10 protein-coding genes and 1 riboswitch are annotated in these 14,423 nt (G+C 67.6%); of the genes, 7 read left to right on the top strand and 3 right to left on the bottom strand.

Annotated elements, in window-relative coordinates; genetic code table 11:
* Positions 1-62 precede the first annotated feature (62 nt).
* On the top strand, positions 63-5,714 hold the full coding sequence (gene pulA, locus ABT313_RS12110; protein ID WP_350851431.1) for a pullulanase-type alpha-1,6-glucosidase: 5,652 nt from the start codon (positions 63-65) through the stop codon (positions 5,712-5,714).
* Here pulA and ABT313_RS12105 read toward each other — a convergent pair whose 3' ends face one another.
* On the bottom strand, positions 5,715-6,689 hold the full coding sequence (locus ABT313_RS12105; protein ID WP_350851429.1) for a serine hydrolase domain-containing protein: 975 nt from the start codon (positions 6,687-6,689) through the stop codon (positions 5,715-5,717). It abuts the gene before it with no gap.
* A 12-nt stretch (positions 6,690-6,701) separates the two neighbouring features.
* Positions 6,702-7,073, bottom strand: coding sequence for a DoxX family protein (locus ABT313_RS12100; RefSeq protein WP_350851428.1), 372 nt, complete (start codon positions 7,071-7,073; stop codon positions 6,702-6,704).
* An 86-nt stretch (positions 7,074-7,159) separates the two neighbouring features.
* On the opposite strand from ABT313_RS12100, the gene sigJ reads away from it, so the two are divergent.
* A complete protein-coding gene (sigJ, locus tag ABT313_RS12095; RefSeq protein ID WP_350851426.1) occupies positions 7,160-8,017 on the top strand; it encodes an RNA polymerase sigma factor SigJ in 858 nt (285 codons plus the stop codon).
* Here sigJ and ABT313_RS12090 read toward each other — a convergent pair.
* Positions 7,991-8,887, bottom strand: coding sequence for a diacylglycerol/lipid kinase family protein (locus ABT313_RS12090; protein WP_350851424.1), 897 nt, complete (start codon positions 8,885-8,887; stop codon positions 7,991-7,993). The genes sigJ and ABT313_RS12090 overlap by 27 nt on opposite strands.
* A 36-nt stretch (positions 8,888-8,923) precedes the next feature.
* Here ABT313_RS12090 and ABT313_RS12085 point away from each other — a divergent pair, with 36 nt between their 5' ends.
* From ABT313_RS12085 to ABT313_RS12065, 5 genes are all read left to right on the top strand, one after another.
* Positions 8,924-10,324, top strand: a complete 1,401-nt coding sequence (locus tag ABT313_RS12085) for a serine hydrolase domain-containing protein (RefSeq protein ID WP_350851422.1) — start codon at positions 8,924-8,926, stop codon at positions 10,322-10,324.
* A gap of 71 nt (positions 10,325-10,395) precedes the next feature.
* Positions 10,396-11,334, top strand: coding sequence for an NAD-dependent epimerase/dehydratase family protein (locus ABT313_RS12080; protein WP_350851420.1), 939 nt, complete (start codon positions 10,396-10,398; stop codon positions 11,332-11,334).
* Between the two features lie 97 nt (positions 11,335-11,431).
* A riboswitch (guanidine-I (ykkC/yxkD leader) is annotated at positions 11,432-11,547 on the top strand.
* A 58-nt stretch (positions 11,548-11,605) separates the two neighbouring features.
* The gene (locus ABT313_RS12075) at positions 11,606-13,189 is read left to right on the top strand and encodes an amino acid permease (RefSeq protein ID WP_350851419.1); all 1,584 of its coding nucleotides are present in this window, start codon (positions 11,606-11,608) and stop codon (positions 13,187-13,189) included.
* Positions 13,186-13,809, top strand: a complete 624-nt coding sequence (locus ABT313_RS12070) for a DUF1989 domain-containing protein (protein ID WP_350851417.1) — start codon at positions 13,186-13,188, stop codon at positions 13,807-13,809. The genes ABT313_RS12075 and ABT313_RS12070 overlap by 4 nt, the downstream gene beginning before the upstream one ends.
* Positions 13,806-14,423 carry an urea amidolyase associated protein UAAP2 gene (locus tag ABT313_RS12065; protein ID WP_350851416.1) on the top strand — a complete coding sequence of 206 codons (618 nt, stop codon included), beginning with the start codon at positions 13,806-13,808 and terminating at the stop codon, positions 14,421-14,423. The genes ABT313_RS12070 and ABT313_RS12065 overlap by 4 nt, the downstream gene beginning before the upstream one ends.

Below are 14,423 nucleotides of genomic sequence, written 5' to 3'. Positions count from 1 at the left end.
TCCTCACGGTAAAAGCCGACGGCTAGCGTCCCCGGCAGGTGAATCGGCGGGAGGGGACCGTGATGCGCGGGTTCAGGCGTTGGACGGCAGGTTTCACCGCGGCCGCAGTGGTCGTGCTCGGGCTGGGTACGGCGTCACCCGCGCCGGCTCAGGTCGCAGTGGATCGGGTCGTCACGTTGGCGGGGTCACTGCAGAGCGAGCTGGGGTGTGCGGCCGACTGGGATCCGGGCTGTGACGCGACCAGTCTCGGGGCGGGTGCGCCGTACACGAAGGTGTTCGACGTGCCGGCGGGGACCTACGAGTACAAGGTCACGATCAACAAGGCTTGGGACGAGAACTACGGCGCGGGCGGGGTGCTGAACGGGCCGAACATCCCGCTGAGCATCGCGGGTCCGGCCAAGCTGCAGTTTAGTTACGACGACACTAGTCACATTGTGACGGTGAAGCCGGTCGACCTGGCCGGGTCGACAGTCACCGCCGCCGACAAGACGCTGGCCTCACCGAGTCTGCGGCCGGACCTGACCAAGGAACGGTTCTACTTCCTGATGGCGGACCGGTTCGCCAACGGTGACAAGTCGAACGACGCCGGCGGGCTCACCGGCGATCGTCTGCAGACCGGGCTCGATCCGACCGACAAGGGCTTCTACCACGGCGGCGACCTGGCCGGTGTGATCCAGAAGCTCGACTACATCAAGTCCCTGGGTACGACGTCCATCTGGCTGACCCCGTCGTTCAAGAACCGTCCGGTGCAGGGGGCCGGGGCGGACGTGAGCGCCGGGTACCACGGGTACTGGATCACCGACTTCACCCAGATCGACCCGCACCTGGGCACCAACGCGGACATGAAGCGCCTGATCGACCTCGCGCACCGCAAGGGGATGAGGGTCTTCTTCGACATCATCACCAACCACACCGCGGACGTGATCGACTACGAGTCCCACAACTACGGCTACATCCCGAAGTCCACGTCGCCGTACAAGGATGCTCAGGGCAACGTCTTCGACGACAAGCAGTACGCCGGTGGCGACACCTTCCCGCCGCTGGACGCCGCCACGTCGTTCCCCAACGTCCCGTACTTCCGGACCCCGGCCGACGCGACCGTGAAGGTGCCGGCCTGGCTGAACGACCCGACGCTCTACCACAACCGCGGCGACTCGACCTTCGCCGGCGAGAGCGCGGAGTACGGCGACTTCGTCGGGCTGGACGACCTGTTCACCGAGCAGCCGCGGGTCCGGGACGGGATGATCGACGTCTACAAGACCTGGGCCGAGTTCGGCATCGACGGCTTCCGGATCGACACCGTCAAGCACGTCAACATCGAGTTCTGGCAGAAGTTCTCGCCGCAGATCCTGGCCGCGGCTCACGGTGCCGGCTCGAAGAACTTCTTCATGTTCGGCGAGGTCTTCGACGCGAACCCGCAGTTCATGTCGACCTACACCACCAAGGGCGATCTGCAGGCGACGCTCGACTTCGGGTTCCAGCAGAACGCGGTCGCCTATGCGAAGGGCGATCCGAGTACTAAGCTGCAGGACTTCTACGCCGACGACGACTACTACACCGACACGAACTCGAACGCGTACGAGCTGCCGACGTTCCTCGGCAACCACGACATGGGCCGCGTCGGCATGTTCCTCAAGCAGGGCGGGGCGAGCGGTGCCGAGCTGCTGCAGCGGGACGAGCTCGCGCACTCGCTGATGTACCTGACACGCGGTCAGCCGGTCATCTACTACGGCGACGAGCAGGGCTTCACCGGTCCCGGCGGCGACAAGGACGCGCGCCAGGACATGTTCGCGACCAAGACCGCCGACTACGCGGACGACGAGGTCGTCGACGGTACCGGTACGACGACGATCGGCAGCAAGGACCGGTACGACGTCACCTCGCCGATGTACAAGCACATCGCGGCGCTGGCGAAGCTGCGGGCGCAGTACCCGGCGCTGTCCGACGGACGGCAGGTGCACCGGTACTCCTCCAACCTGAACGGTCTGTACGCGTTCAGCCGGCTCGGTAGCGACAACGTCGAGTATCTGGTGGTCGCCAACAACTCGAGGACCGCGGCGTCGGCGACAGTGCCGACGTACGGACCGAACACCTGGCTCAAGCCGGTCTACGGTGGCTCCAAGTCTGTGAAGACCGACCGTGAAGGCCGTGTGGTCGTCAGCCAGGCTCCGCTGTCCGTCACGGTGTACCAAGCCCAGACGAAGGTCCCGAAGCCGGCTAAGGCGCCTGCTGTCTACATGAGCTCGCCGGAGCTCGGTGCGACGGTCGGTGGGCGCGCTGAGATCGGTGCCGCTGTTCCTGCGAACACTCCGGTCACTGTGACCTTCGGCTACCGGCCAGTGGGTACGACGGCGTGGACGCGGCTCGGTGCGGACGACAACGCGCCGTACCGGGTCTTCCAGGACGTATCTGGGCTGGCTAAGGGCACCCTGCTCGAGTACCGGGCCGTACTGCGGGATGCCGCAGGCAACTACTCGGTGTCCGGGTCGTACGGCGTTGTCGGCGACGCACCGGCGGCCGGTGGAGGCGGTGGCGGGACCGGTCCGGTCGTCCAGCCTGCCAACGTCTCGGTGCCGGGTGACCACAACAGCGAGATGGGCTGTACTGCGGACTGGGCCCCGGACTGCGACCAGGCCCAGTTGACGCTCGACCCGAAGGACAAGGTGTGGAAGGGCACGTACACGATCCCGGCCGGTGAGCACGCGTACAAGGCGGCGATCAACAAGACCTGGGACGAGAACTACGGCGCCGGCGGTGTCGCCAACGGCGCGAACATCTCCTACACAGCGCCGAACGGGCCGGTCAGCTTCTACTACGAACACGGACGGCATTACGTCACGTCCAGTGCGCAGGGGCCGATCATCACCGTGCCCGGGTCGTTCCAGTCCGAGCTGGGCTGTCCGGCCGACTGGGACCCGACCTGCATGCGACCCTGGTTGACCGACGAGGACGGGGACGGGACGTACACCTGGTCCACCAGCGAGTTGGGAGCGGGCAGCTATGAGGCGAAGGTCGCGCACAACCTGTCGTGGGACGAGAGCTACCCGGCTCAGAACGTACCGGTCACAGTGCCGGGCGACGGGCTCGTGGTCACGTTCTCGTACGTGCTCGCGACGCACCAGTTCACGGTGACGACGTCCAAGCCCGGTGCGACGCCGGACCTGAGCCAGGCGAAGGCGTACTGGCTCGACCGCAACACACTCGCCGTACCGGCCGTCGCCCACCCGGAGCGGTACCGGTGGCGGCTGCACTGGTCCGACACGGGCTCGTTGAAGGTCGACGCCGACGACATCGGTGGATTGTCGACATCCCTACGATATGACGCGCGGATTGTGAAACCGGGGTACACGACCCTGCGGCTGGACAACGCCGACGCCCGCAAGATCCTCACCGGGCAGCTCGGCCTGGCGCAGTACGACGACACCGGCCGACTGCTCGATGCGACCGGCGTGCAGATCCCCGGCGTCCTCGACGACCTCTACGGGAGTGCCGCCAACCGGTCGTACGGCGTGACGTGGCACAGCGGCGCGCCCACGTTCGCGTTGTGGGCGCCCACCGCGCAGAACGTGCGGTTGCTGGTCGGTTCGTCGGCTGTTCCGATGAAGCGCAACGACGACGGGTCGTGGGTCGTCAGCGGATCGCGCTCGTGGAAGAACGCGTCGTACCGCTTCGAGGTCACGGTCTACGCGCCCAGCACCGGGAAGGTCGAGACGAACGTCGTCACGGATCCGTACTCGGTGGCGTTGACGACGGACTCGACGTACTCCGTCGCCGCCGACCTGAACGATCCGGCGGGTCAGCCCGCGTTGTGGTCGAAGACGCCGGCACCGAAGCTCGCTCGGGGAGTCGACTCGACGATCTACGAGCTGCACGTCCGCGACTTCTCGATCAACGACAGCACCGTGCCGGCGGCGCACCGCGGCACCTATCTCGCCTTCGCCGACAACGGCGACGGGACCAAGCATCTGAAGTCCCTGGCCGCGGCGGGCCTCAACACAGTGCACCTATTGCCGACATTCGACATTGCGTCAATCCCCGAGACCGGTCAGCAAACGCCTGCCTGTGACCTGAAGGCGTTGCCGCCGGATTCGGACCAGCAGCAGGCGTGCGTGGCGGCGGTCGCTGCGAAGGACGGGTTCAACTGGGGTTACGACCCGTTCCACTGGCTCGCGCCGGAGGGTTCGTACGCGACGGCGAAGGACGGGCTGGCTCGGGTCTCGGAGTTCCGCACGATGGTCGGCGGGCTGCACAAGTCCGGGCTGCGCGTCGTACTCGATCAGGTCTTCAACCACACGCCGGCCGCCGGTCAGGCGCCGACGTCGGTGCTCGACCAGATCGTGCCCGGGTACTACCAGCGGCTGAACGCGACCGGCAAGGTCGAGAACTCGACCTGCTGCAGCAACATCGCCACCGAACACGCGATGGCCGAGAAGATCATGGTCGACGGCACCGTGAGCTGGGCTCGTAATTATCACGTCGACGGATTCCGGTACGACCTGATGGGCCACCACACCAAAGCCAACATGCTGAAGATCCGGGCCGCGCTCGACAAACTGACGCTCGCCAAGGACGGCGTCGACGGCAAGTCGATCTACCTGTACGGCGAGGGCTGGAACTTCGGCGAGGTTGCGAACGACGCGCTGTTCGTGCAGGCCCGCCAGGGCAATCTCGGCGGCACCGGGATCGGCACGTTCTCCGACCGCCTCCGCGACGCTGTCCGCGGCGGTGGTCCTTTTGACGACAATCCGCGGATCCAGGGGTTCGGCTCCGGCGAGGCGAGCGACCCGAACGGCGACCCGGTCAACGGCACACCGGACGAGCGCGCGAAGCGGCTCGCGCACGACACCGACCTGGTGCAACTCGGCCTGGCCGGCAACCTGCGCTCGTTCACCTTCCGGTCGGTCGAGTCGGGTACGACGGTGCGCGGCGACGGTGTCGACTACAACGGCTCCCCCGCCGGGTACGCCGGTCAGCCGGACGAGGTGATCAGCTATGTCGATGCCCATGACAACGAAACGTTGTGGGACACGCTGACGTACAAGCTGCCGACGGATCTGCCGATGCCGGACCGGATCCGGATGAACACGTTGTCGCTGGCAACAACCGCGCTGGCACAGACGCCGTCGTTCTGGCACGCGGGCGCGGACCTGCTGCGGAGCAAGTCGCTGGATCGCAACTCGTACGACTCCGGTGACTGGTTCAACACTCTGGACTGGACCGGCGCCGACAACGGGTTCGGGCACGGCCTCCCGCCAAAGGCCGACAACGAAGCCAAGTGGCCGTACATGAAGCCGCTCCTCGCCAACCCGGCGCTGAAGCCGTCGTCCGCAGATGTGGCGACGGCGTCCGCAGCGGCCGCCGACCTGCTGAAGCTGCGCTTCTCGACACCGCTGTTCCGGCTCGGCACCGCCGACCTGATCAACCAGAAGCTCAGCTTCCCGCTCAGCGGCGCCACACCCGGCGTCATCACCATGCGAATCGACGACACGGTCGGACCCAACGTCGATCCGGCGCTGAAGGGCGCCCTGGTCGTCTTCAACTCGACAGGATCCTCTGTAACACAGCGGATCCCGGCGCTCACCGGCGCCAACCTGTCCCTGTCCCCCGTCCAAGCCACAGGTTCAGATCAAGTCGTCAAACAGACCACCTGGACCGCCACCACCGGCACAGCCACAGTCCCTGCGCGCACGGTCGCCGTACTCCTCCAGCGGTAGTCAGCTCAGGAGACCGGCCAGCACTTGGCCGGTCTCTGGGACCGCCAGGGTGGTGCCGGTGTAGGACAACGTCAGCTGCCGGGACAGATCAGCCGCGTGATAGCTGATCGTCTGGTAGCCGAAGATCCCACCAGTGTGCCCCCACAGGACCTGACCGTCCGGCAGACGGCGGCGCTCGATCCCCAGCGCGTACCCGAACGAGTCGTCGACAGGCACCACGGTCAGCAACGCTTCCTGCTCGGGCTCCCCGAGCAGCTCCCCGTCGAGCACTGCGGCGTAGAAGCGGTTGAGGTCGGCGGCCGTCGAGACGATCTCCCCCGCCGCCCATGCCTGCGACGCGTTGAACCTGGCCAGGTCGACCCACTCACCGGCGATCTGGATATACCCACGCGCGTGCGGATCGGGCAGATCCACGTCGTCGCCTGGCAAGAGTGTCCGCTCGAGTCCGAGTCGCTCCAGGACGCGCGTCCGTACCTCATCGCGGTACGCCTTGCCGGTCACCGCTTCGATCCACAGGCCGAGCACGATGTAGTTGGTGTTCGAGTACGACCACGACTCACCCGGCTCGAACAACCTCGGCCTCGCCAGCCCGGTCCGCAGCGCCTCCGCTGGGTCCCTGTGCAAATACCGGTCAAGAAGGTGCCGGTCGGCGGGCAGGTCGTCGGTGTAGTTGTAGAGGCCGCTCGTGTGGTTGAGCAGCTGCCGCAAGCTGATCGAATCCGGTACGTCGGGCACCCACTCGCCGACCGGATCGTCCAGTCGCAACTTGCCTTCGGCCACCAACTGTAGGACTACGACGGCCGTGAACGTCTTCGTCACGCTGCCGACCCGGAACCATCCGTCCGGATCCACCGGGCGGTCCGGATCGAGCTGGGAGCGGCCGCTGGAGCCTACCCAGGTCTGGTCGCCGGAGCGGTAGTGCAGGAGCACTCCGGCTGCGCCGTCATCCACCAACGAGTCGAGGTACGCCTGCATGGCCCCACTGTGTCAGGTCAGGGAGGCGAACCGGGCTGCAGCTACGAAGGCCGCCAGTGCCAGGAGGATGGTGTTGGCGGCCGTCGGGCGGGGTTCGCGGAGCGACGAGTGTGAGGTGGCGGCGCCGATCATCACGATCACCAGCCCGACGGCGGCGAGCGGTGTGAGGACGCGGGCGTTGTCGGTGAGCCATGGGGCGATGAGGCCGGCCACCGCCAGGAGTTCGCAGACGGCGACGAAGCGGACCAGCGGCATCGGGAACGGGGCGATGCCGGTCTGACCGCTGGCGATCAGGCGGGCGCGGGGCATGGTGGCCTTCAGGAGGCCGGAGATCGTGAAGACGACGGCCAGCGCGCCCGAGAAGATCCAGGTGATGGTGTTCATGTCGATTGCAGACGATCGACAATCCGCTCCTGTGACAATCGACAAAGTGTCACGGGGAAGCGTGGCCGATCGTCTGTGAAGGTGTGATGGAGGAACTCAGACCGCTGCTGCTGTCGATCGCGTACCGGATGCTGGGCACGTTCGGCGATGCCGAGGACGTCGTCCAGGAGGCGTACCTGCGCCTGCACCGCGAGCCCGAGGTCACGTCGCCCAAGGCGTTCCTGACCACCGTGACGACCCGGCTCGCGATCGACCAGCTGCGCTCGGCCCGGCGGCAGCGCGAGCAGTACTTCGGCCCGTGGCTGCCCGAACCCGCCGTCGACGAGTACGTCGACCTCGCCGACCGCGCCGCGCTCGCGGACTCGCTGTCCACCGCGTTCCTCGTCGTCCTCGAGCGCCTCTCCCCCGACCAGCGCGCGGTCTTCCTGCTCGGCGACGTCTTCGGCTACTCGTACGACGATCTCGCGGACATCCTCGGCAAGACGCCGGCCAACTGCCGCCAGCTCGCCGTCCGCGCGCGTCGTCGGATTGCCGACAATCGACCGCGCTTCGACGCCTCACCGCACGAACGCGACGAGCTGGTCCGCCGCTTCACCGCGGCCGCCCAGGAAGGCGAGCTCGACAGCCTGGTCGAGCTACTCGCCCCGGACGTCACGTTCACCGGCGACGGCGGTGGGAAGGGCGGCTTCCCCCGGCCGGTGCACGGCGCCGGCAATGTCGCCCGGCTGCTCATCGGCGCGTTCGGCAAGTTCCGCGAGCTGACCACCGAGCCGGTACACGTCGGCGGTCAACCCGCGCTGCGGATCCACGACCGCAACGACCGTACGGTCGCGATCTGGTCGTTCACGGTCGTCGAGGCCCGGATCAACGCGATCCACGGCATCGTCAACCCCGACAAACTCACCCGCGCCCAGCCGTCAGGGCACGCGGACGACGAGCGCTGACGGGTCCACCTCCGCGACCAGCGACGTACCTTCGGCGATCGCGTCGCCGTCGAGCTGCCGCCGTACCGCCCGGTCGGCGCGCACCTGGATCCGCTTGCCGATGAAGCGCTCGACGTGCCGCTCGCGCCACGACTTGATCACCAGCCCGAGCGCCAGCCGCGGCCAGTGGCTGATCCGCCGCGGCGCGAGCACGACCACATCGATCTGCCCGTCGTCGGGCGCCGCGTCCGGGAACAGCGGGATGTTCGCCTGGAGCGTCCCGACGTTGCCGATCACCACGGTCCGTGCGCGACGGCGTACCGGCGGCTGGTCGTCGACGACGATCTCGACGTGGACGAACGGGTGGTTCAGGTTCTTCAGCGTCGACACGACGTACGCCGCCCAGCCGACCCGCTTCTTCAGGTCGTCGGGCGCGTCCTCGATGATCGCGGCGTCCAGACCGAGCCCGGCCATCACCACGAACCGATCGCCGGGCAGCTGATCACCCTCGATCCGCACGCTGTCGATCCGCTTCTCCGAGCCGTCGAGCAGCTCGTGCAGCGCGACGTCGAGCTCGAGCGAGATGCCGAGGTTGCGGGCCAGCAGGTTCCCGGTCCCGCCCGGCAGTACGGCCGCCGGGACATCGGTCCCGGCCAGCTCGGCACACACCACCCGGACGGTGCCGTCACCACCCGCGACCAGCACCAGATCGACCCGCTCGTCGAGGGCCTGCCGGGCCATCCCGACCCCGGGGTCGTCCTCGGTCGTCTCCAGCCAGAGGGGGTCGGCGTACCCCCGCTCGGCCAGGGCGGATTCGACGGTACGACGGAACGTGTCGTCGTCGACCTTGACGGGATTCAGGATGACGGCTGCCCGCCTGGCAGGACTCACTTATTTTTGTCCGTTCGGAGAGATAGCGTGCTCGGGGTGAGCAGACTTCCACGGAGTACGCCAGAAGCCCAGGGGTTGTCCGCCGCGGCGCTCGACAGTTTTGTCGGGGCGCTCGACGCCGGCGAGCCGGAGATCCAGACCATCATGCTGCTGCGGCACGGGCAGGTCGTGCTCGAGGAGGCCTGGACGCCGTACCGGCTGGAGGATCCGCACCTGCTGTTCTCGGTGTCGAAGAGCTTCACGTCGACGGGTGTCGGGCTGGCGATCGACGCCGGGCTGCTGTCGCTGGACGACCAGGTGATCTCGTTCTTCGAGGCCGACGAGCTGCCGGAAACGGTCAGCGACAACCTGGCCGCGATGAAGATCCGGCACCTGCTGACGATGACGACCGGGCACTCGCAGGACACGGTCGAGGCGCTCAGCCGCGACCGCCGGATGGTGAAGATCTTCCTCGGCCTCGAGGTGGCGCACGAGCCCGGCACGGTGTTCGTCTACAACAGCGGCGCGACGTACATGCTGTCCGCGATCGTGCAGCGGCTGACCGGCGAGCGGCTGCTCGACTACTTGCGGCCCCGCCTGTTCGAGCCGCTCGGCGCGACCGAGGCGACCTGGCAGGTGTCGAGGGAAGGCATCACCACCGGCGGCTGGGGTCTCAGCATCAACACCGAGTCGCTGGCGTCCTTCGGGCAGCTCCTGCTGCAGCACGGCGAGTGGCAGGGCAAGCAGCTCGTCCCGGCGGAGTGGTTCGAGGCGGCCACGTCGAAGCAGGTGCCCAACGACAGCGAGGAGAACCCGGACTGGAAGCAGGGCTACGGCTTCCAGTTCTGGCGCGGGCGACACAACACGTTCCGCGGCGACGGCGCCTTCGGACAGTACTGCCTGGTCTTCCCGGAGTACGACGCTGCCCTGATCATCACCAGCGCGACGACCAACATGCAGGCGATCCTGAACACGGTCTGGGAGTATCTGCTCCCGGCGCTCGAGGGCAAGGACGTCCCGTCGGTCGCGCGTCCGTCGAAGCTGGAGCTGCTGCCGCCGACCGGTGCGGCACCGGCGGCGGGGGACGGGCGGACGTACCGGTTCACCGAGCGCAACGACGCCGGGCTGACCGCCGTACGGCTCGACCCGGACGGCACCGGGGTCTTCACCTTCGAGGAGTTCGGCGGAGGCGGGTCGCATGACATCGTCTGCGCGCCCGGCGACTGGCAGGAACAGTCGACGCTGGGCAGTCTGTACGACGCGAGCCTCGAGGCGCGCAACCGCATCTTGTCCAGCGCGTACGGGGACGGTGATGCGTTCGTCGCCACACTCCGTTGGGTCGAGACGCCGTTCGTTGCGAAGTTCACCTGCCGGGTCGCCGGTGACGCCATGACCGTCGACGGCGAGCTCAACGTGTCGTTCGGGCCGACCGAGTTCACGCTGACCTCGGAGGTGTGATCGGGGTCATGTCACAAAGCTGAGGCCGCCACGTGTCCTCCGGGTCGTAACAACAGACGACGGAGGATGAGATGAAGGTCTTGGTAGCAGGTGCGACCGGTGGATTGGGCCGGTCGCTGGTACCGCAGCTGATCGCGGCCGGGCACGAAGTGACCGGGATGACCCGGTCCGAGTCCGGCGCGAGCAGCGTGCGGTCGTTCGGGGCGGACGTCGTACTCGCGGACGGGCTCGACGCCGCCGCTGTCCGAGCGGCCGTGGAGAAGGTTCGCCCGGAGGTCGTCGTACATCAGATGACGGCGCTCAAGGGCGGGATCGACTTCAAGCACTTCGACGACAGCTTCGCGATGACGAACCGGCTGCGGACCGAGGGCACCGACAACCTGCTCGCCGCTTCCCAGGCTGCCGGCGTACGACGGTTCGTCGTCCAGTCGTACGCCGGCTGGAACTTGCAGCACGGCGGGTCCGCTACCAAGACCGAGGCGGACCCGCTCGACCCGAACCCTGTGCCCGCGCAGCAGCAGACGATGGCCGGGATCAAGCACCTCGAGTCGGCGGTCCTGAACGCCGACGGGATCGAGGGCGTCGCGCTCCGGTACGGCAGCTTCTACGGCCCGACCGGCGATATCGGCAAGGGCGGCTCGATGGTGGAGCTGATCCAGAAGCGCCGTCTGCCGCTGATCGGCGACGGCACCGGGGTGTGGTCGTTCATCCACTACGACGACGCGGCCTCGGCAACCGTGAAGGCGGTCGGGAGCGACGTGACCGGGGTGTTCCAGATCGCGGACGACGACCCGGCGCAGGCGGCGGTGTGGCTGCCGGAGTTCGCTCGCATCCTCGGGGCGAAGCCGCCGCGGCACGTGCCGGCCTGGGTCGGACGGCTCGCTGTCGGCGATGTCGGGGTGGCGGCGTTCACCGAGATCCGCGGGGCCGACAACACGCTGGCGAAGCAGACGCTCGGGTGGCAGCCCGGGTACGCATCCTGGCGTGAAGGTTTCCGGCAAGGGCTATGAGCCGGAAACAGTGAGAGGTTTTCTTTACTTCGGCGTTACAAGCGAGGACGACTGCTGAAACCGGCGGGCCCTGAACTGGAAAGGACCCGCCGGGACGGCGGGGCGCCCCTAGGGTTCCGCTGCTGGTCGAGCCGACCGGCAGGACTGGTCCGAGAGGGGAGGCGGTGCTCGCAGCAGAGCACCGTTCCACGGCGGGACAAAAGCCCGGGAGGCCTTGAAGGCCCCGGGTTGCTGTGCGCATTCCGGGCCATATCCCCAGCGGAGGCCGGAAATGCCAGCATCCAGCACTGCATCCCCCGAAACCCTGACACCCGATCAAGTCGGCGCGCGCGACCTCGGCCACTTCGGCTACGCCCAGCAACTCTCCCGCCGGGTCGGCAGCTACGCGTCGTTCGCGGCCGGCTTCTCGTTCGTCTCGATCCTCACCACTGTCTTCCAGCTCTTCGGCCTCGGCTTCGGCTTCGGCGGTACGGCGTTCTTCTGGACGTGGCCCGCGGTCCTCGCCGGTCAGCTGATGGTGGCGTTGTGCTTCGCCGAACTCGCCGCGCGGTACCCCTTGTCGGGCGCGATCTACCAGTGGGCCCGCCGTCTCGGTGGCGCCGTGGTCGGCTGGTTCGCGGGCTGGACGATGGTGATCGCGCAGATCATCACGCTGGCCACCGCGGCGATCGCCCTGCAGGTCGTCCTGCCCGCGGTCTGGCCCGGGTTCCAGCTGGTCGGCAGCGATCCGGCCCTCGCGTCGAAGGACGGCGCCGCGAACGCCGTACTCCTCGGCTGCATCTTGCTCGCCGCGACCACTGTGCTGAACGCGACCAGCGTGCGGATCACCGCGATCGTGAACTCGGTCGGCGTGACCTGTGAGCTGATCGGCGTCGTTCTGATCATCGTATTGTTGACAATGCGCGCCGAGCGCGGCCCCTCCGTCGTACTGCACACGACGAACCTGGACAGCTCGACCGGGTACGTCGTACCGCTGCTGATCTCGGCGTTGATGGCGGCGTACGTGCTGGTCGGGTTCGACAGCGCGGGCGAGCTGTCGGAGGAGACACACAAGCCGCGGGCGACGACACCGCGCACGATCATCCGGGCGGTCGTTGCCTCCGGCATCGGTGGTGCGTTCCTGATCATCGCGGCGCTGATGGCGGCGCCTTCGTTGACCGACGGCGATCTGGCCACCCAAGGTCTCCCCTACGTGCTGACGAGCAGGCTCGGTACGACGCCCGGGAAGCTCCTGCTGCTCGATGTCGCCCTCGCGGTCTGCGTGTGCACGCTCGCGATCCAGACCGCTGCGGCCCGGATGATCTTCTCGATGGCACGCGACAACGTGCTGCCGGGATCGCGTGAACTGCGCAAGGTGTCCAAGCGGACGGGCACGCCGGTCGCCGCAACCGTCGTACCCGGCGTGCTGGCCGCTGTCTGTCTGGTCGTGAACGTGGGGAACGCGGGCCTGTTCCTCGGTCTCGCGAGCGTCTGCATCATGCTGCTGTACGTCGCGTATCTGATGGTGACCGCACCTTTGCTGGTACGCCGTCTGACCGGCGGCGGTCTGCCGGCCGGAGTGGACGAGAACGGCCGGCCGCTGTTCTCGCTCGGACGGTTTGGTCTGATTGTCAACATTGTCGCGGTCGCCTACGGACTCGCGATGGCGATCAACCTCGGCTGGCCGCGCGCCGAGGTGTACGACCCGGCCGGAGACGGCTGGTACCTCCACTACCTTCCGCTGATCACCCTCGCCGTCGTCGCTGCCGGTGGGCTCCTCGCGTACCGGACCCAGCGCACGGCGTACTACGCGTCGATCGGCGTACCGCTCCGAACCGCCGCGCCGGCAATCGAGACGGAAGGCGCCAGCGCATGAGCCCCGCACCCTCCCACGTGCACGAGCTGCCGGGTGGCGCCGCGTGGTCGGCGCAGGTACGTGCGGGACGCACGATCACGCTCACGGCACTGGCCGACGGCGCGAACGCGACCGTCCTGATCATTGGCGCCGATCGCCTCGACCGGCTGAACATCCCCGACACCCTGAAGTCCCAGATGTCTGCGCGCATCAAACCCGGCATGGTCCTGATGTCGGACCGCGGTCTCGCCCTGGCAACCGTCATCGGCTCGACTCTGGACTGGCACGACTGCCTCACCGGAGCCCTCCCCGACCGCCTCCTCCTGCTCGAACTCGTCAAGCACGGCTTCGGCGAGGCGGACCTGCACGGCTGCATCAACTTCTTCAGCAAGGTCGCCGTCTCGGACGACCCGCGAGCCTCACTCGCCTACATCCCCGACCACGCCCACGCAGGCGACAGCGTCACCCTGCGCGCCGACCAGGACCTCCTGATCTTCGTCTCAACCGCACCCCACGCGCTGTCCGACGGCGCAGCAGCAAGCGTTGCGGTACAGCTCGAATCGCCCGCACACGTGGACGATCCCGAGCTGCGTGAGGAAGCGGTCCGCGCGCTTCGCCTGACCCGGGAGCTGATCGCATGACCATCACCGCGACGACCGTCGCCCTCGACTCCGTGGTCGAAGCCGGTGACGGCGCACTCGTCAGCGTGCCGGCTGGTGGGCGGCTGCGGATTGTCGACCTGCACGGGAACCAAGCTGTCGACACGCTCTTCTACGACGCCCACGACATCGACAACCGGTACTCGGCCTTCGACACGATCCGCGAGCAGCGCGCCGTGTTCCTGACCACCGGATCGCGTCTGATCTCGACCAGGCTCGACGAGCTCGCCGTGATCACCGACGACACCTGCGGCCGGCACGACACCGTCGGCGGCGCATGCTCGCAGGAGAGCAACGTCATCCGGTACGGCGAGTTCACCCGCCACCAGCACGCGTGCCGGCAGACGTTCCTGCGGTACGGCGCGGAGGCCGGCATCGGCCAGCGGCAGCTCACCCACAACATCAACTTCTTCATGAACGTACCGGTGACGTCGACCGGCGGCCTGACGTTCGAGGACGGGCTGTCGGCGCCGGGCAAGTACGTCGAGGTGACCGCGAGCCGCGACCTGTTCGTACTGATCAGCAATTGTCCGCAGGTCAACAATCCGTGTAACGGCTGGGATCCGACGCCGATCCAGCTGCTGGGCTGGTGGTGA

Source organism: Kribbella sp. NPDC000426 (assembly GCF_040300265.1).
Taxonomy (GTDB): Bacteria; Actinomycetota; Actinomycetes; order Propionibacteriales; family Kribbellaceae; genus Kribbella.
Note: the sequence above shows the minus strand (reverse complement) of the source record. Positions and strands in the feature narration are given on the sequence as shown.

Excerpts from the sequence above, each read along its gene's own strand:
- ABT313_RS12065 (WP_350851416.1), top strand. The coding sequence starts at position 13,806 with ATGACCATCACCGCGACGACCGTCGCCCTCGACTCCGTGGTCGAAGCC.
- ABT313_RS12070 (WP_350851417.1), top strand. The coding sequence starts at position 13,186 with ATGAGCCCCGCACCCTCCCACGTGCACGAGCTGCCGGGTGGCGCCGCG.
- ABT313_RS12105 (WP_350851429.1), bottom strand. The coding sequence starts at position 6,689 with ATGCAGGCGTACCTCGACTCGTTGGTGGATGACGGCGCAGCCGGAGTG.
- pulA (WP_350851431.1), top strand. The coding sequence starts at position 63 with ATGCGCGGGTTCAGGCGTTGGACGGCAGGTTTCACCGCGGCCGCAGTG.
- sigJ (WP_350851426.1), top strand. The coding sequence starts at position 7,160 with ATGGAGGAACTCAGACCGCTGCTGCTGTCGATCGCGTACCGGATGCTG.
- ABT313_RS12100 (WP_350851428.1), bottom strand. The coding sequence starts at position 7,073 with ATGAACACCATCACCTGGATCTTCTCGGGCGCGCTGGCCGTCGTCTTC.
- ABT313_RS12080 (WP_350851420.1), top strand. The coding sequence starts at position 10,396 with ATGAAGGTCTTGGTAGCAGGTGCGACCGGTGGATTGGGCCGGTCGCTG.
- ABT313_RS12075 (WP_350851419.1), top strand. The coding sequence starts at position 11,606 with ATGCCAGCATCCAGCACTGCATCCCCCGAAACCCTGACACCCGATCAA.